Genomic DNA, 20,523 nt, shown 5'->3' on the forward strand with positions numbered 1-20,523 from the left:
CAATACGAATAGGACTAATGGACTTTGGACAGCGCTCGCCTCATCTGAACAGCATGCTGAAATTACAAAACATGATCGATTATGCAGTGGCAGGAGAGGAAATGGGTTTCGACAAGTTCTGGCTGGGCGAGCATCATATGCCCAAGCCCACTCTTACCTATAATAATCCAACCAATCTTGTACCGGTTCTGGCAGGTTACACAAAAACCATGAGCATTGGTACTGCCGGAACGTTACTTTGCATTCATAACCCTTATCACATCGCTTCGTCTTACAAGTTCTTTAATAGTGTTTTTCCAAACCGCATTGAATTAGGTTTTGCCAATGGTATGCCTTATCAAGCTATTTCCATGCATTCAACGGGGAAAAAGAACGAGGACGCCTTTTATGAATTCGAGAAAAAAGTAAATGAAACGGTTTCACTTCTGCGAAATGAAGAGGAGTATTTCAAAAATGAGGGTATCGTATTGCCGCCTTATAAAGGATTGCTTCCCGAGCTCTGGACGCTCGGTAGTTCTGAAAACAGTTTCCGTCGTGCATTAAATTTGGGCACGAACCTCTGTATCTGGACAAGCCGGGAATTTAAATCTGAACAAAAAGAAAGATTGGACGTCTTTCGTCAGCGCTTTTTTGAATTACATGGACGCCACCCACAAATCAGATCAGTTGTAATCGGTATCTGCCACCCGTCCCGCCGAAAATCACTGCAAATTGCGCGCGCTCAGAATGACGATGAAAAAATGCCATATGGAGATGTACAATCCTTTTACGACTTCATCCAGCAATACCGCTCATTCTTTGATTTGCATGACTTTATGTTTTTTAACGGTATCCTTGATCCCCGGTATCGCATGCAGGGTGTCGAGAAGTTGAAGCAATTACTTAGCTAGCTTTTACCTACTATTTCCGGATAATGACTACATGGGCCCTTCTTGCCGGCACAATGCTTTGGTCTACCCTGTTGCAGGCTCAAGGAATTTTTATTTCCGGTCATGTCAGTATTGCCAAAGCTATACAAACAGTTGAGATTCCAGCCATCAGAGTGCCGGCCGCGGGAGTGACTGTTCGTGTAAAGGGTACTTCCTCAGGTGTCATTTCGGACTCCTCCGGGTATTACCGGGTTGCGGTACATGAGCTAGGTGCTACACTTGTTTATCAGGCTGTTGGAATGAAGACACTCGAAATTATGGTGACTGACACTGCCAGATTGGATGTCCAGCTGAAAACAGATGCAACGGAGCTGAAAGAATTAATAATAACAGGCTATACCGAACTTCCTCTTGAAGAAACAACCGGTGCCTATTCAACTGTAAAAATGGATAGGATTTCCAATACGCCACTACTGCCAATCGATAAAGCACTGCAAGGGCAGGTGGCAGGTCTTCAGTCCATGGGGGGCTCCGGGCAACCCGGATCGGTTCAAAACATCAGGATCAGGGGAACAGGCTCCATCAATGCTGGTTCCGAACCGTTGTATGTAGTTAACGGCATCCTGATTAACACAGGTGTCCTTGCGCGAAACAACCCGAATGCCAATACAATTGCCGGAATTGATATTAATGATATTGAACAAATTAGTATTTTAAAAGATGCTGCTGCTACTTCGGCCTATGGCTCCCGGGCCGCTAATGGTGTTATCATCATCACATTAAAACAAGGAAAATCCGGTAAAACTTCATTTCGGCTTAGCACAGAAACAGGACTGGCTATCAAGGCTTACTCCAACCCGGCAAATCGCCCGCTCAATACAGCTGAATGGCGATCTCTCACAGCAGAAGGTGTCCAAAACCGTTTTCCAAACCAGTATCCTGATGCTGCGGGTGCCTTGGAATATGTCGATCAATTAATTGGTGTAAACCCATCAGTCGATACCGATTGGCTCCGTGAAGTGACTCAGATTGGAAAAAGCTGGCAATACCATCTTTCAGCCACAGGCGGGAACGACAAGACTCAATTTTATATCAGTACCGGTTACCTTTCACAAACAGGCAACGTTATAGCTACAGGACTGCGGCGAATCACAGGCAGCATTTCATTCGCACACACTGCTAGCAAGCGACTGACATTCAATACTTCTATACATATCAGCCATACCCGCCAGCATGGCCCAGACAACGGCGGGGCTTTTTCTAACCCTGTACTGGCAGCCTATTTTCTACGCCCCTCTCTGGCTCCTCGTACGCCCTCAGGCGAGATCAACGTTTCACCACCTGATTTCCCGGCCGGCAGCCTGTATAATCCACTTGCTATTGCAGATATGGATAAACGCCAAACGAGCAATATGAAGGCACTTACATCCTTTACAGCAGATTACAACTTGTTCCGAAACTTTAAACTTACATCCAGAATCGGTATTGATTATAACATTCTGGAAGAGGATCAATACAACAATCCTTTTTATGGGGACGAGGTCAATGAACAGGGAAAGATAACAAGAGCTTATTCAAGGTATTTTAATTGGATATGGAGCAATCTTGCGACCTATCATCGTGCTTTTACTGACTATTCTTTTCAGGTCACAGCAGGTTACGAAGCACAGAAATCAATGTATTATTTCAATCAAACATCTGTCTATGGCCTGCCTTTTCACCTTTCAGTACAAATACCTTCGGCAGGTTCCGGATCACAATCTGCCGAAGGCAGCAACAGCGATTATGCATTTTTATCCAAGTTCGCCTTATTGGATTTCACCTATAGACACAAGTGGATGTTTTCGGGAAGTATCAGGCATGATGTATCATCAAGGTTCGGCTCCGGGCAGCGCTCAGGCATCTTTTGGTCAACCGGATTAGCCTGGCAGCTTAATAAGGAAGAATTTCTCAAAACCGTTCAGTTTATAGATCAATTAAAATTAAGGCTTTCTTATGGTTTCAATGGCAATGCAGCCATCGGAAACTACGACTGGCAGGGTACTTATGCATACGGTAAATCTTATAACTATCTTGGGAAAACCGGATCCGCCCCAGTTACTCCCGGCAACAATAATCTCACATGGGAATTTAACAAGCCACTGAATTTAGGTCTTGATATGGTGCTCCTGAACAATCGTTTCACATTGGTACTGGACTGGTATAGCCGCATTACTTCCAACCTGCTCATCAACCAGCCGCTTCCCGGAACATCCGGATTTAACAGCTATAAAAACAATGCAGGTTCTATTCGGAACCAGGGACTCGAATGGAGTATTTCTGTACAAGTTGCCAATTCAAAAAACTTTCAATGGAGCATTTACTTGAATGCTTCTCGGAATAGAAATAAAATAATTTCATTGCCTGGTAACCGCGATATTGTTTCGGGTACATCAATTTACCGTTCTGGACAAGACCTGCAATCCTTTTACATGAGACAATGGGCAGGTGTTGACCCAGAAAGCGGTGCTCCCCTTTGGTACACTGATGCTACCCGTAAGAAAACAACAAAATCATACAATGAGGCATTACTGACGTTGGCGGGATCAGCCTCTTCAAAGCTTTATGGAAGCCTGGGTTCAACTATTAAATACAAAGGTTTTTGTACTGACTTTCTGTTTTATTTTAACCATGGAAACATGATCCGGGATGCCTGGGGAAGTTATACCCAGAGCGATGGTGCCAATGTGAACTTTAATGTTGTTGCTGCTCAACTGAACCGCTGGCAAAAACCAGGGGACCAAACAGATGTGCCAAAATATGTATATGGAGGCAACAATGCTTCCAACTCCATGTCAAGCAGATTCCTGTACCGCGGCAATTACCTGCGCTTGCGATATGTCACGATCAGTTATGAAGTACCACGCCATATTTTGTCGGCGTTTGCATTTTCCGGTTTTAAATTATTTGTCCGGGGAACAAATTTGTTAACCAAAGCCGCAGACAAAAATCTCCCTTATGATCCGGAAACGAATGTCAATAGCACTTCAAACTTTGATATTTTCATTCCAAAAACTTTTACAGCAGGCTTACAGGCTAACTTTTAAGTGGCTCATTATGAATAAGATTCCTCATTTATTGCTTTTTATAATTCTGCCGTTGGTACTCTCTTGTGGTGAAGGATTTCTTAAACTTGATCCGTATATGGAAGTCTCCTCAACCTCCGCAATACAGACAACTAAGGATCTTGAAACGGCGTTAAATGGATGCTATGCCCAACTTCGAAGCCCGGGACTCTTTGGGCGTAACCTTCCGGTTATTGGCGATCTTGCCGCTGATAATGTATACCTCTCGACACGTAATTCAGGTAAATACCAGGCATTTGAACAGCATACAATTACCTCAAACAATGCCGAATATAGAACCATATGGTTTGAAGCTTATACTGCGATCCTTCGTGCCAATAACGTGATCAATAGTACGCTGCCAGTGGATTTTGTTATATCGCAGTTAAAAGGAGAGGCTTATGCCTTGCGTGCGCTTATGTACTTCACATTGGTAAAGACGTTTGCCCGGCCATACACCTATAATCCTACTATGCCGGGTATTCCACTGGTATTCCAGGATAATCCAACTTTACGTCCACCTCGCAACACCATTGAACAAGTTTATAAAGCTATTACAGCCGACCTTGATTCTGCTTCACAAATGATGACAGCCGATCAAGGCTCAGCTCGCTTTTCCAGATATGCCGCAATCGCTCTTCACGCAAAAGCAAGATTTTACATGGGCGATTACACACGGGCTTTGATGTTGGCCAGTCAGGTAATCAGGCAAAGTGGATATAAGCTGCTGCCTTATACTTCATTTATTCAATACTGGTCATCGCCAGTCTCACAAACACCTGGTCAGCGGCTTGAAACACTTTTTGAAGTTTCAGCTGATGCATCGCTCAATGCATCCTCTAATGAGCTGGGCTATATGTATCAGCAAACTGCTTATGGAGACTTGTTGGCAGGAGGATCTCTTACAAGCTTGTATGGTTCCGGCGACATCCGCAGAAAATTGTTTATTTTGGGTAAAAGGGAATCAGCTGAAAATCCGGCATGGATCGTAAACAAGTATCCTACTGGCCATAGTGATTGGGATGATAAAAAAATTCTCAGGTTATCAGAACTGTATCTGATAGCTGCCGAAGCAGCCTTCCGCATAGGCAACGAACAAGAAGCGTTAACGTACCTTAATCTGCTTATAAGTGAACGGGAGCCTTCTTTACAATATACAAATTCCGGCCAGGCATTGTTAGAGGCAATTATTACCGAACGACGGAAAGAACTGGCATTTGAAGGGGACCGCTTTCACGACCTTAATAGATTGAACAGAGAAATTCATCGTATGGACGGTCAATTTAAGGCTATCATTCCATTTTCCAATTCAAGCCGCATAGGCCCCATCCCCGAAGTAGAAATTATTGAAAATGAGAATTTGGTTCAGAACGATGGCTATTAGCAATCTGTAATACTCCCCAAAATTGAGACCATCGGTTAAGTTTATTAACTTGACATAAAACCGATGAACAAAATGAAACAAAGCCGCAGAAAATTCACATCAAAGTTTAAGGCAATGGTAGCCATTGAAGCCTTAAAGAGCGGCAATCACTGACTGAATTGGCTACCCGATTTGAGAGTCACTCTACTCAAGTATCATTGTGGAAACGAGAATTTCCGGAACGGGCTGAAAAGGCTTTTGCAGATGAAGCAGCCAAGGACGAAGAAACCGTGAATGTTGACAATCTTTTCAAGCAGATTGGTCAGCTGCAGGCGGCCGCGAATTAGGACCAGAGCTGTAAGGTTGGATATGAGCCGATTAGAATTACAGGCATAAAGGCTTCTTAAAAGTATCAGCTGGCTCCAATCACGGTAAAGTTTACTTTTAATTCGTTTAGAGTTATGACATTCACTTCATTTTGTTGGTATTGACATATCTAAATTATCGATCGATGCCGTACTTTATATGTCGGCTAACGAACCGTCCTTTCATCAGCAGTTTGAGAACAGGCCCTCAGGTATTCTGGTTCCGCATCATTTTATCCTCACATTAACCGAAATACCAATCTGGTATGGTCTGAACTTCCAGGTTTGTCCGGCCACTTTGCGTTCCACAAAGCTGTACTGGAAATACGGGCCAATTTCAAAACGGCTTTTGCCGGACTGACAAACCTGTTTGTAAAAGCCGAGATTACCCCATAACAGGTTCTGCTTACCGGTTATCATGCGGGCATAATCCATTCCCAGACTGACACTGTAATTTTTTAGAATATGCTGTGGAAGTACAAAACGCTGCCGAAGCCCGATACCCAGCAAGTGAGAACGGTCATCTTCCACCTGTTTTTCCCCGATCCGCAACATGCTGTACTGATGCTCACCAATACGCGTGGCAATTACCTGATTCGTCCCGATTTCATATTCATTCCAGTTTCTGAAATATTGATAACTAAGCAAAAGCTGAGTACGTTTTTTTTCAAGACCGGCTGTCAGCTTGTATGACAATGACCTGGAAGACAGTAACGGAGCAAACTGAAAATTCTGAACGCGGTCGGAAGCCGAATTATTCAGACTCACAAGCTGGAAAGTCTGAAGGACGGCGGCAGAAAAAACGCCATGCACCCCGTATAAAATTCCTGGCTTCTTACTGGCCTTCCTATTCGTATTTTCAAAAATAGGTGGAAGTGTGAAAGTCTCTGAAGTAATACCGAGTTTGACCGAATCAACAGGCGATAAAAATGTCAGATCCGTTGGCTGCTCAATTGGTCCGGTCACTGGTTTGTTGTCCATTTCAGTATTTGGCTCTTTGGTTCGGACGGCGGTAAAATCTTTCATTTTGTACCGGGAAAATACTTCCGGTTCAGAGAAAGAAGAGCTTTTTGAAGATGTCAGCAATCGGTTCCGGCTGCTTATGCGGTCAAGTGCTTTTTCAGGCCTTTGCTTTTGAAGCACCGGTTTCTTTTTCAGTTTCCCAGAAATGCCTTTTGGAACAGCCTGTATTTCAAAACTTCTCCGCTCCGTTTCTTTGCCTGCATTTTCGCCTTTTTTTAAAGCCGGATCAGGCTGGCGGTTCTGATCATGTACAGTCCTGTTCTGGCCTGAAACGGGAAAAGGGACTTTGTCATACCCCTTTTGGTTCCAATACCTGCCGCCAGCTAGAAAAGCAACGATCAGAAACAGCGCAGCTCCTGCGAATGTCCAGTAAAGCTTTTTATCCGATTTATCCAGAGCTGCAAAAACATTCGCACGCACCTGATCTTTCACCGGTGCATTGAAGTTCTCAAACTTTGCCTGTAACTTCTTTCGCAGCTCTTTATCAGCTTCTTCTTCCGGTAACTTCATAAGATTCGACTCCTAATTCCTGTAACTTCTTTATCAGTAATGTGCGTCCGCGTTGCAGCTGGGATTTGGAAGTCCCCTCCGCAACCGACAGCATCTGGGCAATTTCTCCATGCGAATACCCGTCAATCAAATGCATGTTAATAACCGTCCGGTAACCATCCGGCAGGCTGCTGATAACAGCCAGCAAGCGGTCTGTATCCAGCTGCTCAATGATCCTGAATGAATTGTTCACGTCCGTTTCCACCTCTGAAATTTCAATGGACGAATGCAGCAATTCTTTTTTGGTGGTTCTGTGATAATAGTTGATAGCCGTTCTGATCACGGCCGACTTGACCCAGCTATCGACTGATTCGGGTTGTTTGATCTGCCGAATGTTTTTGAAAATCCTGATAAATGCTTCCTGCAGAATGTCGTCGGCTTCGGCTTCTGTTTTAGCATACCTGAGACAAACCCCTTTCAAGCTGTTTTTGTACCGGTCATAGAACACTGTCTGTGCCCGCCGCTCTTCCCGCTGGCATCCTTCGACCAGCTGTGTCAGGGAGGCATAATCACGGCATGTAAAAAATCTCATCAGAAGTGCATTTAATTCCCGGTCGGCTGACTCTTCATTCGGTTATAAAATGTCCTTCTAATAGAGTACAAAATAGTCCCGGGACAGCGGGCTTCCATTTTGATCAAAGGTAATGTACCAGACCTGGTTCCTGGCAATTGATCCGTCTTGCTTCTGAATCCCGACTACATAGCTCTTCACTCCATCCAGTTCATTTCTGATTATCCCTGATAAATTGCCCAAAAAGCCAAAACCCTTGTATTCGTCCCTGCTGTCAAGATAAGTCTTTATATTTGACGGCAACTCACCCGCATTTCCCAGATCAACCGGCTGGTCCGAGCCAGCTAAAAGCTTGCAATCCTGATCAAACAGAAGCTGGAAATCAATGTTGTTTTTACGGAGGTAAAGCTGGTAAGACTTCTCAGAACGGGCACTAATCGAGATGATTGCCCGGGAAAACTGAAATTTCTTGTCCTGAACATATTGCTGTAATGCTTCCGGCAAATCGCTCAATCCGGCAGCCGGGAATCTGGCATGAACCGATGCCATTTCGAGGGTGTACGTAGTTGCTTGACCGCGGAGAGCAGTAGCCCGCCATTTCAACAGGTAGGAACTGCCTTTCCACAGATAGTCGGCCAGATACGTTTTTTCAAAGTCAGCGTTATCAAACAAATGATACTCCTGTTCCCTGAAATCAGAGAACGTGCCACCTGCAATGACGCTCGTGTTCAGAAGATTTTTCAGGCTGTCGGGTACGACTGTTCCCGCAAGCCGGTATGCGACCAGAATATGATCCGGGCTTAGCATGGAGCTGTACCTTTTTGCCCCGGATTCAAGCTCCACGTTCCAAATTTTATTGTTCAGGATTTCGGTGAAGATCATATTCCGGGGATTCTCGTATGTATTTTCAACCAGTTGCATCACCTGCGCAGGAACCTGAGGGTTGTCGGGTACGGGATCTGAAACTTGGTTACAACTACATAAAGCAGCTGCCGCTATCATTAAAAAAAATAAAGCTTTCATAGGTTAAAAGCACTTTTGATTGGATCCGGACCAACCCGGTTTTCTTATACTTTACAAGGAGCCCGCCATGCGCCATTGCTCCGGACTATGAAATACATTTTATACGGATACATGCTTTATAATTAAATAGTATAATTTCAAGATCCTGTGTGTATTCCCGGCGATACGATCATTGCAGCGCCAGCCGGCCAACGTACTGCATCCGGAACCTGCTATGCATTCATGTGCTTAGACAGGATAAATAAAACGGGGGTTGCATCTACTTTAAAAAACTTAATCTTACGCTTGAAAGAATTGGGATTCAACAATTGCACCGCTGCCCATTGATGCCGGACTGTACGGGTAAATTCATTTTATTCCAGTACATTACTTCTGCAGAACGCCTTCCGGCTGCTGATATCAACTTCTGATTGCTGACCGGAATATACCCGCATGAAAACTCCTGGCATAGACGATTGAAATTGTCTCCTGTTGCGGTAGCAAACGAAAAGTGAGTAACATCATAATCTTTTGAGTGAGTAGCTGATAACGGACGTGGATCTCTGCACGATTGAACGGATTTCACACCCGGATAGCCGTCAGTTTCTCCATCTGTTGTGCCTCAGCATACGGTGGTACCGGGAAAAGAGCAGGTCGGAAAGTTTAAACAACAGTATTCTTAGCCTGCTTCCACTGAAAACAGTTCTGACAAACGGCAGATTATTCTTTTCCCGTGTTGTCTGCATCTGAAACCTTAGCTTTGCAGATCAGGACTATGCCTGCAGTAAGATCATAAGAATAAAAAATGGATAAGAAAACTGAGATACGGATACGCCACTGGGTTTTTGTAGATGACACAAAGTTCTTCGGGCCGGGACGCTACGAACTGCTGGAACACATTGCCGAAACCGGTTCCATTTCCAAGGCTGCAGGTGCCATGAAGCTTTCCTACAAAAAAGCCTGGGCGATGGTCGATGCCATGAATGCATTAGGAAGCAGTCCTTATGTGATTACGCAAAAAGGCGGGTCGCATGGTGGCGGTGCTGTTCTGACAGAGACAGGAAAGCGGGTCATGGAAGCCTACAAAAGTTTAAATGAAAAACTGCTTGAAGTTGTCAAAGCAGAAAAAGAACTCCTGCAGGTAATCTGATTTTCCGGAAAAACAGATGAAGGGACTCTTTATGTTTGCCAGGTTTTGAAAAGCGAAGTGCTTCCTGAACTTGGCAAATGATCAGTTCAGGAAGGCAATATTTATGAAGCAGGATTACTCCTGTAAATGCCTGGACGTAAGAATGCCGATTGAAACCGCAATTGAAATTCGGAATGAATAAATCTTGCTGTGTGAGATTATTAGTTAAAAATTCCGTTCATTTCCGTCAGTATCAGCGGCGCATTGTCGGTTACCACTATTGTATGTTCGTGCTGAGCCATAAACCCGCCTTTATTTCCTACCATTGTCCATCCGTCGCTGAGCTGGGCTGCATAAGATGATGTGGTGGAAATGAAAGTCTCGATAGCAACAACGGAATTCTTTTTGAACCGTCTGTGGTCGGATTTGTTTCTGAAGTTCATCAATTCATCCGGCTGCTCATGAAGTCCTCTGCCAATACCATGGTCTGCAAGGTTTCTGATGACTTTAAAGCCATGCTTTTTAGCCTCTGATTCCATCAGATAACCGATATCGGCTATTTTAACACCTCCTTTTATTTGGCTGATAGTCTTGATCAGGATTTCCCTGGATGCATTAACAAGCTTCTGATGATGATGAATATCCTGCCCAAGGACAAACGAGCCGCCATTATCCGCCCAGAATCCGTTCAGTTCTGCTGAAACATCAATATTGACAAGATCTCCTTCCATCAATTTTCTTTTATCCGAAGGAATTCCATGGCAAAATTCATTATTCACACTGATGCAGGTCCATCCGGGAAATCCGTATGTTGAATGAGGAGCTGACTTTGCACCAAATTCGGTCAGTATTTTTGCGCCAAACTCGTCGAGTTCTTTTGTCGTCATTCCAGGCTGCGCATAGGCTGTCATTTTCTTCAATGTATATGCTACCGCCTCGCTTGCTTTTTGCATTCCTGATAAGTCGGACTCTTTGGTAATGGACATAAACCGGGTCGTAATGTTGAACAGCTGAACATCTTTAACGTCAAAGTACCTGAAAAGAACAGATACCGGACAAAAATGCTTTGATTTTGCAAAAATACACTTTTTTCTCTTTTGCCAGCTTCCGAATCCCTGGTCACCATGTGTTACAAAACAGATGGAAAGAAAGCCGAATTCAAAATAGAAATCCTGAACACGAAGCATTTTGATCCTACTGACAAATGATTGGAACAGAAATGCACAAGAATTCCTGCGATGCTATTCAGACGAAAAAAAAGGAATTCTGAATGGCTAATACCATTTTTTCATCAACCCCGTCATATAAAGGTCATAGCCTCCCTTTCCGCCGGGCCTGTCTGACGAGAAAATCATCAAATGATAATTGAAGTTATCCATTGTTGGTAAAATAGGCCGGTATTCATTGTAGGAAGTATTGATCCGCTTTCCGGCATTCACAGGCGCGCCCCATTTTCCGTTTTGAAAAGTTGCATAATAAATGTCGTGACCACCTTCGCCGCCGGGCCTGTCCGACACAAACACCATTGTTCCATCATGAAAGGAAGGGCACTTATCATCGTACGGACTTGACAACTCTTCCACTTTACGCAGTTTGTAGGATTTGGGATGAAGAAGACTTTCAGGTGTGACTTGCTCACTTTCTGCTCTTGGAATGCTGAGCTCGTAAATGTCGAAGTTGCCTTCACGGTTTGAGCTGAAATATATTTTGTCTCCGAGATAGGAAAAGCTGGGATAACCGTCATCTTTGGAAGAATTCAGAATGTCAAAATCATAAGGTCCTTCCATGCCATTGCTGCTGTTCCGCAAGTATTTGATCTGCATGTCACCTTTGGAATCATCGGCATAAAACAGAAAGAAATTCCTTTCCGTTGTAATACCCTGAATATCCCGGTCAAAAAGCAAAGTCTTGGGCCCGTATACGTTGAAATTGCCGTTTGCTCGGTTGATCATGCCTTCCAAGCCACCGTAGTCGGCAAATACGGCATCCTGCCATCCGCCGGACCTGTACATTTCTATGCCCAGTTGTTTGTCGTATTTAAACACCGCCCGGAAGTGCACAAGGTTAAAAACGTCTTTCCTGTCTCTCTTTGAGGAAAATGTCAGGTAAGTTTGGCCGGATTTGTTATCGGGCAAGTCCGAATTGTAATCATCGAACTCCGAATTGAACTCATTCAGGCTGACTACTTCTTCCAGAAAGTCACCATCTCTTCTTCTGCCTACCTCAAATGGCCAGCAGCTCTGAAGCACCAATGCCAGGAATACAAATTTCCTCATTTCAGATCTTTTTTTCAGAAGACTCCGGAATTGGTTATTTGGTTGCTACAAGAAAAACTTATTTCATTTTTAATAAGCCAATTTAAGAATTTCTTCAACTTAGCCTGCAAACAAAATATTTAAAAGCAGTTACAATTACTTCAAACTAATACATTTTCCGGAGCTGCAATCCTAACAATTTATGACTTGCATGCCATATACAATCCGTATGGTAAGTGAAAGCACCCTCAGGATAAAAGTTGACCGTTCCTTCTGGTTTAAAATCTAATTTCAAGTCGGCTTTGTAATCGTAGGCAGTTCCGAATGTGATTGAATAATTGATCTTTCTTAACTGTTTCTGCCATTATTTTTTGGCTCCTCAAAGCTGACAGGAGATGCTGCGAAATGTTTGAGATCACCTATTAAGCAACTACTTCTGCAATATTAGATAACCATCTATACCACACTATGAAACAACTTCGCATTGCACTGATGGTGCTTTGTACCTGCATTGTCGGGCTTATGGTACAACAATATTTCTTCTGCCCGCGCTATCAGTTTAATACTGCTACGCCATTCCAGGGCACTATCATTCGTAATCCTTATGAGCTAATGAATTCCAAAAACTGGATTAAATGTAATTTTCACGCACATTCCAAATCATGGGGAGGTATCACAAACGGGCATGGTACCGCCCGGGACGTACACCAGGCTTACGAGAAGCTCCATTACGGTATGCATTGCGTATCCAATTACCATGATATTGATTCTTCAAATATCGATTCGGTTAATTATTTGTCAGCCTACGAACACGGCTATAATATCCAGAAAACGCATCAACTCGTGTTGGGAAGCCGCCATGTAGTATGGCTCGACTATATTTTCCCTCAAACAACTCATAACAAACAACATTTAATACAACGTCTTCGTGAGGCAAATACGGTAACTATCCTGAATCATCCGGCTTTGCGCAAGGGCTACACGCCCGAAGACCTGACGCTGCTCACCGGTTACGACTGCATGGAAGTACTTAATCCATCGGCAACTTCTACGGCTGAATGGGATGCAGCATTATCGGCTGGCCGGACAGCCTTCATTGCAGGTGATGACGACATTCATGATGTCATTGCGAAAAAAAGGCTTGGTACCCGGTGTACGTTTGTGAATGTTACTGCCAATTCCGGAGATGCTGTCATGCAGGCATTGAAAACAGGCAACAGCTATGGTGTTATCATCAGCGAAACACAGCATTATGACTCCATACCTCAGCTCCGCAGCCTTACTGTAAATCACGATAGCATTCAAATTGAAATGAGTGCTCCTGCTCAATGCGCCAGCCTTACAGGACAAAATGGAAATGTACTACATACTATTGAAAACACGAATAGAATAAGTTATCGGATAAAACCGCAAGACCATTATGCACGTGCAACTTTTAAATACAGTAATGGTACAACAATTTTTCTCAATCCTGTTTACTACTCCTCGCCTATAGGCGCAATGATTCCGCCTTTTCACAGGAAAGTAAATGAAACTACTTTTTTCAGAATACTGGGAGTTTGTGCAATGGTGTTATGGATCATATTGTGCAAATGGTGGCTATCGCCCAAACCTCCCCGGCATAAAGGCTGGGTAAAACATACCATGATGATCACGTTCTGAAAAACAGCATATGGCTTTACTTAGCTTCTCAAAAAGACCATTGTTGCAATTAATTCTGGCGACTACAGTTATTCGTTGCCTTGTTGCTCACCTGATCAATCTTGGCAATGATGAAGTTTACTATTTTACGTACGCTGTACTTCCAGATTGGAATCATTTCGACCACCCACCTCTCATCGGCATTTTTATTCGCATTTTCACCATTAACCTGAATGCCATCAATGAACTGATGATCAGACTGCCGGGCATTGTCGGCGCTGCCATTAACACATGGCTTATCGCGCAATGTGGTCACCATATCAAAAATGTACGAACCGGCATTATTGCTGCGATCTTGTATAATACATCCATTTACACAAGCATAATAGCTGGTATTTTCATCCTTCCGGATTCTGTTCAGCTCGTCTTCTGGCTGGCGGCTTTGTATTCGATGCTGAGGTGCACAGGCACAGATAAGGCCGCGGTTTCCCAAAAACATCTTTTACTGATTGGACTTTGGACAGGACTTGCCATAATGAGCAAGGTACACGGAGCATTTCTGTGGATTGGATTCCTTGCATTTCTTGCAGCACGAAAACAGGAATCGCTCAGAAATCCGTATTTATATGCATCTCTGTTCCTGACGCTCCTTCTTATTTCACCAATTCTTTTCTGGAACATCAACAATGACTTTATTACATTGCGATTTCATAGTGAGCGGGTTGTTATTACTGATCATGGAATCAATTTTAAATCTTTCTTCCGCACAACCATCGGACAAATCCTGTACGCCAATCCCGTACATATTGTCCTCTTCGTCATGGCAGGCAAAGCAATTGCCCGCAAACAGACTTTTCTGACTGCACCTTATATGGGCCTGCTGCTATGGTCCGGCATTCCAATTATTATATGCACGATCGTGCTATCGCTTTTTCGCGATACACTTCCGCATTGGAGCGGCCCGGGCTTTATAGCCTTTATGTTAATGGCTGCCGCTTGGCTGGAAGAACGAGCTGCTATGCCCTTTTATCACCGGCTGATTAATAGCTGCATAGGTTTCATGGTTTTTGTTTTTATTGCCGGACCGTTGCTTGTTCGCTGTTATCCCGGCACGATGAGCCCTAGAAAATTTCCTCAAACCGGCTCAGGTGATGCCACACTGGATATTTACGGTTGGGATCAGCTTTTGCCTGCATTTGAAAAAATCAGGAATGATGACATTCGACGAGTAACAATGAGTCCGCAGGCTCCCTTGCTGGTCCACAAATGGTTTCCTGGTGCACATATTTACTATTATGTTGCTTATCCTCTTCAAATGCGGCTTGTAGGTGGCGGTAATATCCATGACTTGCATCAGTTTTGCTGGCTTAATCGGTCTTATGGCCATGTTGCCACTGGCACTAACGCTTGGCTTATTGTTCCTTCCAACTATTTTACAGATCCTGTCAAGCAATATGCAGGCCAATTTAAATCTATTGAAAAAGCAGGTACCATTACGCAGCGGCGAGGCGGCCGAATTGCACGCTACTGGTTTGTATACCGTCTCAAACATGCAACACAGCGCATAGGCTGTAATATAAGCATCTAGTTATGCATGAGGCATTAGCAAATAATTTTGGAAGCGAACTAATATATTCAGGATTGACAAACTATTAACTTAGAATGGAAATTTACTTTCACCACCCTTGAAATCAGTATATTTCTACCCGCAAGTTCTTACGTATTCAGGTTTTTGGCGGATATTAAATGAATAGTTCGCTGCTTAATAGCACATCTGAAAATGATTTGCTTATTTTACTGATTTTGAAACAATAATCCGTTTTGTCCTACATGCAGCTATCAGACAATATCAAAGATTCATATTCCAGTCAATATGATGAAAATTCAGTAAAATGGCGTAATACCGGAGCTCGTTACAAAGCACTCAATATTGTAGCGCTTTCCAAATCAATCCGTTTTAAAAATGTCCTTGAAGTTGGCGCGGGTGAGGGAAGTATCCTGAACTGGCTGTCGCAATGGAACTTTTGTGAAGACCTGAACTGCATTGAGATTTCTGAAAGTGGCATCGAGCTGATCAAATCCAAGAATATCAAAAATCTTAAAGACGTACTTTTATTTGACGGATACCAGATTCCATATCCGGATAATCACTTCGACCTTGTCATCTGCTCGCATGTTCTGGAGCATGTCGAACATGAAAGAATGTTGTTGAGAGAAATCAAGCGTGTGTCCAAATATCAGATTTTTGAAGTACCCATTGATTTTTCATTTTATGTGGACCGGAAACTCAATCACTTTCTGGCATATGGCCATATCAATATCTATACGCCATCGCTGTTCCGGTTCTTGCTGAAATCTGAAAACTTTGAGGTACAGAACGATATAAATTATCTGTATGATGATGAGGTTCTGGAACTCTTATACAAAAAGAAGAATTCGGCCTTTTATATGACAAAAATCAAATATGCTGTTTTGAGCATGATCCCTTATTTAAGAGGAATCAAACCCAGTTCCTATGCCGTGCTGACCCGTAAAACAGACAAAAACCTTTCTATTTTCAAGTAAATTTCCCTGACTGCCTGAGTTCTGATTTTTCAGGGTAGCGTACAAGTCCTTCATAACACACATCTTGCCTGAACATAGTAAATTCCCTGAGCCGGATTGTCCATTATAAAGCATTGCAAAGGGCTTAACGTGTAGTTTCAAGACGATTTCAGTATAATTCCGTATTTCAAAAATGTTGAATGCTGAATGTTTAATTCTTCCATATTAAATGTTCAGAAGCAGGCTATTGATTATGCTACTACTTAAACTCAATTTCATATGAAGAAAATTGCTCTACTCTTTTTTATCTGTTTCTTTGCTAAACACGCCAACGCCCAGTCTTGTCAGGCTCCTTCCTTTACCAGCCAGCAACAAATTGATGATTTTAAAATACAAAATCCGGCTTGCAAGATAATTTCAGGAAATGTATTAATTAGCGGCATTGACATTACAAATCTGAACGGCCTTTCAGAAATCACTGCTATTCACGGAAATCTTACGATTGCAAATAATGAATTTCTTGCCAATCTGATTGGATTAGGATCACTTGCAAGCGTAGAAGGCCGGTTAACTATTTCTGATAATCCTTCCTTGCGAGATGTAAATGGCCTGGAATCCCTCCGACTCTTAGAGAACGGGATTAATGTTGTAAGTAATCAGGTATTGACAAACTTTTCCGGCTTAAAGTCAATTTCCAATGTTGGGCCTTATCTCCGGATTGTTTACAATCCTTCTTTAACAAGCATTGACGCATTCAGTAAAATCACGACGGTTACCGATTTTTTGTCCGTGGGAGGAAATGACATGCTGGAAAGCTTGTCCGGACTGGAAAACATAACGGTAGCAAGAGAGGTTTCCATTTCATTGAACAATAGGCTCCGGAATCTCAACGGACTGCGATCCCTGACAAAAACCACCGGTTATTTATACATTGGCAGCAATCCCATGTTGACCGATTTACAGGGATTGAATAATCTGAAATCCGTTTCCAATTACTTTGAAATAAACAGTAATAATGGACTTACTTCTTTAAACGGATTGGATAACCTTACTACTGCTGATGCCCTGGTCATTCACGATTCGAAGAACTTGTCTGCTTGTTCCGTCAAGGCAATCTGCTCCATTCTCAGCAACAATCCAGAGGGTATCGGCGTATATTCCAATGCATCCGGCTGTAATTCAACTGAAGAAGTAGCATATTATTGCTCTACGCCGACAGCTCCGGTCCGGATCAATGCAGGCGGAGGCACTTTTACTACTGCTACAAAAAAGGTGTTCAGCGCAGATCAGTACTATGCAGGCATTGACCGCATCAGTACCGCTGTAAGCGGTGACATTCTCAACACATCCAATGACCCGCTTTACCAGACGGCACGCTGTTCGCCTGCTTTCAGCTACAACATTCCGGTTGCGAACGGCGAAGTAAGCGTATACCTGCACTTTGCCGAGACTTATTATGGCGCTCCGGGCAAGAAAGGCGGAGCAGGCAGCAGACTATTTCACGTCAACATGGAAGGTGTCCGCAAACTGACCAATTATGATATTTTTGCCAAAGCCGGCGGAGCCATGCGCGCCACGGCAGAAACTTTTACAGTTAATGTAACAGACGGTATGCTCAATATTGATTTTCTTACCGGAGCAGCGGATCTTCCAAGAGTCTCAGCCATTGAAGTGATTAAGACAGGCCTCACTTTGCAACCCAATGCGGATGCTTACATCCGTGACGGCATTTACAACAATACCAATTACGGCTCTGAAAGTAATCTGGACATCAAGAATACAGTCGGTGAACTTTCGCCAAAGCGTTCATCGTATCTCCGATTTCAGCTGCCGGCAAATACGGGTATAACTTCTGCCAAATTGCGTGTTTATGGCCATAATCATGAAAATAACAAGGACATTTCTGTACATGCGTACGGAGTAGATGACGATAGCTGGACAGAGTATGGCATTGTCAGAAGCAATGCCCCGGTGGTATCAACGCTTTCACTGGGTTATGTTGCTGTCAACAGTGTTTACAAATATTATGAAATAGATGTCAGCAGTTATGTAAAAGCACAGCAGCAGGCGGGTGATGCGCAAGTAAGTTTTCTCTTGGCCGACCCGAACAACCGCAATACAAGAGTTGTGTTTAACAGCAAGGAAAACGTCTCCTTTCCGCCTCAGCTGTTCGTTCAGACTACTCCTGTTGTGAACAGCAATACCCGGTTAAATCAGGAAATAATAACTTTACAACCGGAAATACAGGATGATCAGGAATCCACTGTTTATCCGAACCCGGTAAAGAAACAGTTTACAGTAGGAATTTCCATAAAGCACGCCGGCCGGATTTCCCTGGAACTGATTAATGAGTCCGGAAAAGGTTACGCGATTCCAGCTGCTGAAAATGCCAGAGCAGGAGAAAAAACCGATGTCGATATTTCCGGTCTTTCCCTGCATACAGGCATTTATCTTCTGAAAATAAACTCGGATGCCACTACGGAAATTATTAAAGTACTGGTTGAGGAATAAAGGGAAAAAGGAGGAAGGGGAAAAGGGAGGAAGGATCAAAAATCCATCAATAAGAAAGCCGCTTATCTTTTACAGATAGCGGCTTTCCTGTTGATTCAATGCAGACAGGTTACAGATTTTACCTCGTCCAAAACCTTCCTCCCTCCTCCCCTGATCCTTCCAAACTACTCCTTCACTCTCACTGCGCTGGCATCAAACATGCCGCTCATAACGGAGCCTTTCAGATGCGTGTCATCTACTTTTGCAAGGTCCAGGCTTACGTCGGTTCCTTGTGCGGTAAAATAAATCGTTATCTTATTTCCTTCTTCTACAATGCTTGTGATCGGTAATGCTTCCGGATTCTGGCCTGTCGGATCTTTGAGCTCGCCGGTGAGCTTGCCGTCTTTTCTGACAAGGTCCGTAACCAGTTTGGAATCTCCGTTTGGTGTTCCAACGACTGAAACTTCCCATTTTCCTGCAAAGAAATCGTTTGAGGCGGCTGTTTGGGAGTAGCTTTTGAAGACTACTGCCGTGAACAAAAAGATAAAAAGGATACTGGCTTTTTTCATTGTTATGGTTGGTTAAATTGAAATGCTTCTTTCGGACTTATTTATATGCATGAATTGTTTTGCCAGCTATCATCCGGAAAATATCTTTCTGATTGCAAACGCCTTATATTATCGGTTTTCAGCAAGCCGTCTGTTATTGGCTGAACAAAGCTATTACTAATTTTAGTATTGTCTATAATTTAGACAATAAATATTTTTATACTTTACATTCGCATTGTTCCATTGTCAGCAAAAGCGATGCAGCCGGTCAGGATGAATGCTGCAATTTTGACTTCCGGTACAGTTTTATCACCATGGCTGACGAGGAAGAAAAATATTTGAACTAAATTCATTCTTTAAATTTGTCCTATGCATCATCCCAGTGAACAGAACTACATTCAGCAGCTTTCCATTGATTGCGTCATATTCGGTTATCATGAAAAGCAACTGAAAGTGCTGGTTCCCAAACTTGATTTCAATGGAGATTTCTGGGCAGTACCGGGCGGTTTTGTTTATCAGAATGAAGATATCGACGCTGCTGCCAACAGAATCCTTCAGGAACGGACCGGTATCTCGGAAATTTACCTGGAACAGTTTTACGTTTTTGGAAAAGCCGCCAGAAACAGCCTGGAATTTATTGATAAACTGATTTCGCTCAATCCTGAAAGGCTGACCGGCAATGGCCTCAACCGGAAAGAATACGACTGGTTTACCCGGAGATTTGTTTCGGTCGGATACTATGCGCTTGTGGATATCAATAAAGTAACGCCTCAGAAAACGGATCTGGACGAGTCGATCAACTGGTATAACATAAAGGAACTTCCGGGCATGATCATGGATCATAACGCGATTGCTGCAAAAGCGCTGGATGCGCTACGGCTCAGTCTGGACGAAAAACTAATTGCTTTTAACCTGCTTCCGGAGACTTTCACCATGAAGGAAGTCCAGGAACTTTACGAAACGATTTTTGACAAGCCCTTTGCCCGGAATAATTTCCAGAAAAAAATTTTGGACCTGAACGTGCTGGAACGGCTGGACAAGAAATTTACAGGCGCAGCCAATAAAGCTCCGTTCCTGTACCGCATTAAAAAGTAATTTCTTTTAACGTCCGAAAGGGTTCTGCAACAAAA

Annotated in this window: 16 protein-coding genes; 10 read left to right on the forward strand and 6 right to left on the reverse strand. The window is 43.3% G+C overall.

What is annotated here, in order from left to right; genetic code table 11:
• Window positions 1-17 precede the first annotated feature (17 nt).
• From FEM55_RS22105 to FEM55_RS25325, 4 genes are all read left to right on the forward strand, one after another.
• Entirely contained in the window at window positions 18-890 is an 873-nt protein-coding gene (locus FEM55_RS22105) for an LLM class flavin-dependent oxidoreductase (protein ID WP_171036633.1), read from the forward strand.
• Window positions 891-913: 23 nt separating this feature from the next.
• Window positions 914-3,955 carry a SusC/RagA family TonB-linked outer membrane protein gene (locus FEM55_RS22110; RefSeq protein ID WP_138283500.1) on the forward strand — a complete coding sequence of 1,014 codons (3,042 nt, stop codon included), beginning with the start codon at window positions 914-916 and terminating at the stop codon, window positions 3,953-3,955.
• Window positions 3,956-3,965: 10 nt separating this feature from the next.
• Entirely contained in the window at window positions 3,966-5,357 is a 1,392-nt protein-coding gene (locus tag FEM55_RS22115) for a RagB/SusD family nutrient uptake outer membrane protein (protein ID WP_171036634.1), read from the forward strand.
• A gap of 197 nt (window positions 5,358-5,554) precedes the next feature.
• On the forward strand, window positions 5,555-5,683 hold the full coding sequence (locus FEM55_RS25325; protein WP_262710603.1) for a hypothetical protein: 129 nt from the start codon (window positions 5,555-5,557) through the stop codon (window positions 5,681-5,683).
• A gap of 246 nt (window positions 5,684-5,929) precedes the next feature.
• On the opposite strand, the gene FEM55_RS22120 is transcribed toward FEM55_RS25325, so the two are convergent.
• Genes FEM55_RS22120 through FEM55_RS22130 form a run of 3 tightly spaced genes read right to left on the reverse strand, consistent with a single transcriptional unit; the run spans window position 5,930 to window position 8,807 of the window.
• The gene (locus FEM55_RS22120) at window positions 5,930-7,234 is read right to left on the reverse strand and encodes a hypothetical protein (protein ID WP_138283502.1); all 1,305 of its coding nucleotides are present in this window, start codon (window positions 7,232-7,234) and stop codon (window positions 5,930-5,932) included.
• Window positions 7,209-7,805 (reverse strand): RNA polymerase sigma factor, encoded by a 597-nt coding sequence (locus FEM55_RS22125; protein WP_138283503.1) that lies wholly within the window; start codon window positions 7,803-7,805, stop codon window positions 7,209-7,211. Before FEM55_RS22125 ends, FEM55_RS22120 begins: the two co-directional genes overlap by 26 nt.
• Window positions 7,806-7,862: 57 nt before the next feature.
• Window positions 7,863-8,807 (reverse strand): hypothetical protein, encoded by a 945-nt coding sequence (locus FEM55_RS22130; RefSeq protein ID WP_138283504.1) that lies wholly within the window; start codon window positions 8,805-8,807, stop codon window positions 7,863-7,865.
• A gap of 784 nt (window positions 8,808-9,591) precedes the next feature.
• Between FEM55_RS22130 and FEM55_RS22135 the strand changes: the two genes are divergently transcribed.
• Window positions 9,592-9,936 carry a winged helix-turn-helix domain-containing protein gene (locus tag FEM55_RS22135; RefSeq protein ID WP_138283505.1) on the forward strand — a complete coding sequence of 115 codons (345 nt, stop codon included), beginning with the start codon at window positions 9,592-9,594 and terminating at the stop codon, window positions 9,934-9,936.
• 200 nt (window positions 9,937-10,136) lie between these two features.
• Here the strand turns inward: FEM55_RS22135 and map are convergent, their stop codons facing one another.
• Window positions 10,137-10,901: a type I methionyl aminopeptidase gene (gene map, locus FEM55_RS22140; RefSeq protein ID WP_138283683.1), complete on the reverse strand. Its 765-nt coding sequence runs from the start codon at window positions 10,899-10,901 to the stop codon at window positions 10,137-10,139.
• A gap of 288 nt (window positions 10,902-11,189) precedes the next feature.
• Complete coding sequence (locus FEM55_RS22145) at window positions 11,190-12,191, reverse strand: TolB family protein (RefSeq protein ID WP_138283506.1); 1,002 nt, start codon at window positions 12,189-12,191, stop codon at window positions 11,190-11,192.
• A 447-nt stretch (window positions 12,192-12,638) separates the two neighbouring features.
• Here FEM55_RS22145 and FEM55_RS22150 point away from each other — a divergent pair, with 447 nt between their 5' ends.
• The 4 genes from FEM55_RS22150 (at window position 12,639) to FEM55_RS22165 (ending at window position 18,866) form a co-directional block, all read left to right on the forward strand.
• Window positions 12,639-13,832: a CehA/McbA family metallohydrolase domain-containing protein gene (locus FEM55_RS22150; RefSeq protein WP_138283507.1), complete on the forward strand. Its 1,194-nt coding sequence runs from the start codon at window positions 12,639-12,641 to the stop codon at window positions 13,830-13,832.
• Between the two features lie 10 nt (window positions 13,833-13,842).
• A complete protein-coding gene (locus tag FEM55_RS22155) occupies window positions 13,843-15,399 on the forward strand; it encodes an ArnT family glycosyltransferase (protein ID WP_138283508.1) in 1,557 nt (518 codons plus the stop codon).
• A 242-nt stretch (window positions 15,400-15,641) separates the two neighbouring features.
• Window positions 15,642-16,376: a class I SAM-dependent methyltransferase gene (locus tag FEM55_RS22160; protein ID WP_138283509.1), complete on the forward strand. Its 735-nt coding sequence runs from the start codon at window positions 15,642-15,644 to the stop codon at window positions 16,374-16,376.
• A 258-nt stretch (window positions 16,377-16,634) separates the two neighbouring features.
• Entirely contained in the window at window positions 16,635-18,866 is a 2,232-nt protein-coding gene (locus FEM55_RS22165) for a CBM96 family carbohydrate-binding protein (protein WP_138283510.1), read from the forward strand.
• 164 nt (window positions 18,867-19,030) lie between these two features.
• Here FEM55_RS22165 and FEM55_RS22170 read toward each other — a convergent pair whose 3' ends face one another.
• Window positions 19,031-19,414 carry a hypothetical protein gene (locus tag FEM55_RS22170; protein WP_138283511.1) on the reverse strand — a complete coding sequence of 128 codons (384 nt, stop codon included), beginning with the start codon at window positions 19,412-19,414 and terminating at the stop codon, window positions 19,031-19,033.
• Between the two features lie 348 nt (window positions 19,415-19,762).
• Between FEM55_RS22170 and FEM55_RS22175 the strand changes: the two genes are divergently transcribed.
• Window positions 19,763-20,488 (forward strand): NUDIX hydrolase, encoded by a 726-nt coding sequence (locus tag FEM55_RS22175; protein ID WP_138283512.1) that lies wholly within the window; start codon window positions 19,763-19,765, stop codon window positions 20,486-20,488.
• The last annotated feature ends 35 nt before the right edge of the window (window positions 20,489-20,523 follow it).

The sequence above is a fragment of the Dyadobacter sediminis genome (assembly GCF_005860765.1).
Lineage (GTDB): Bacteria > Bacteroidota > Bacteroidia > Cytophagales > Spirosomataceae > Dyadobacter > Dyadobacter sediminis.

Bases quoted from the DNA above. Each gene is read 5' to 3' on its own strand.
- FEM55_RS22105 (WP_171036633.1), top strand. From the start codon at position 18: ATGGACTTTGGACAGCGCTCGCCTCATCTGAACAGCATGCTGAAATTA.
- FEM55_RS22110 (WP_138283500.1), top strand. From the start codon at position 914: ATGACTACATGGGCCCTTCTTGCCGGCACAATGCTTTGGTCTACCCTG.
- FEM55_RS22115 (WP_171036634.1), top strand. From the start codon at position 3,966: ATGAATAAGATTCCTCATTTATTGCTTTTTATAATTCTGCCGTTGGTA.
- FEM55_RS22120 (WP_138283502.1), bottom strand. From the start codon at position 7,234: ATGAAGTTACCGGAAGAAGAAGCTGATAAAGAGCTGCGAAAGAAGTTA.
- FEM55_RS22125 (WP_138283503.1), bottom strand. From the start codon at position 7,805: ATGAGATTTTTTACATGCCGTGATTATGCCTCCCTGACACAGCTGGTC.
- FEM55_RS22130 (WP_138283504.1), bottom strand. From the start codon at position 8,807: ATGAAAGCTTTATTTTTTTTAATGATAGCGGCAGCTGCTTTATGTAGT.
- FEM55_RS22135 (WP_138283505.1), top strand. From the start codon at position 9,592: ATGGATAAGAAAACTGAGATACGGATACGCCACTGGGTTTTTGTAGAT.
- map (WP_138283683.1), bottom strand. From the start codon at position 10,901: ATGTCCATTACCAAAGAGTCCGACTTATCAGGAATGCAAAAAGCAAGC.
- FEM55_RS22145 (WP_138283506.1), bottom strand. From the start codon at position 12,191: ATGAGGAAATTTGTATTCCTGGCATTGGTGCTTCAGAGCTGCTGGCCA.
- FEM55_RS22150 (WP_138283507.1), top strand. From the start codon at position 12,639: ATGAAACAACTTCGCATTGCACTGATGGTGCTTTGTACCTGCATTGTC.
- FEM55_RS22155 (WP_138283508.1), top strand. From the start codon at position 13,843: ATGGCTTTACTTAGCTTCTCAAAAAGACCATTGTTGCAATTAATTCTG.
- FEM55_RS22160 (WP_138283509.1), top strand. From the start codon at position 15,642: ATGCAGCTATCAGACAATATCAAAGATTCATATTCCAGTCAATATGAT.
- FEM55_RS22165 (WP_138283510.1), top strand. From the start codon at position 16,635: ATGAAGAAAATTGCTCTACTCTTTTTTATCTGTTTCTTTGCTAAACAC.
- FEM55_RS22170 (WP_138283511.1), bottom strand. From the start codon at position 19,414: ATGAAAAAAGCCAGTATCCTTTTTATCTTTTTGTTCACGGCAGTAGTC.
- FEM55_RS22175 (WP_138283512.1), top strand. From the start codon at position 19,763: ATGCATCATCCCAGTGAACAGAACTACATTCAGCAGCTTTCCATTGAT.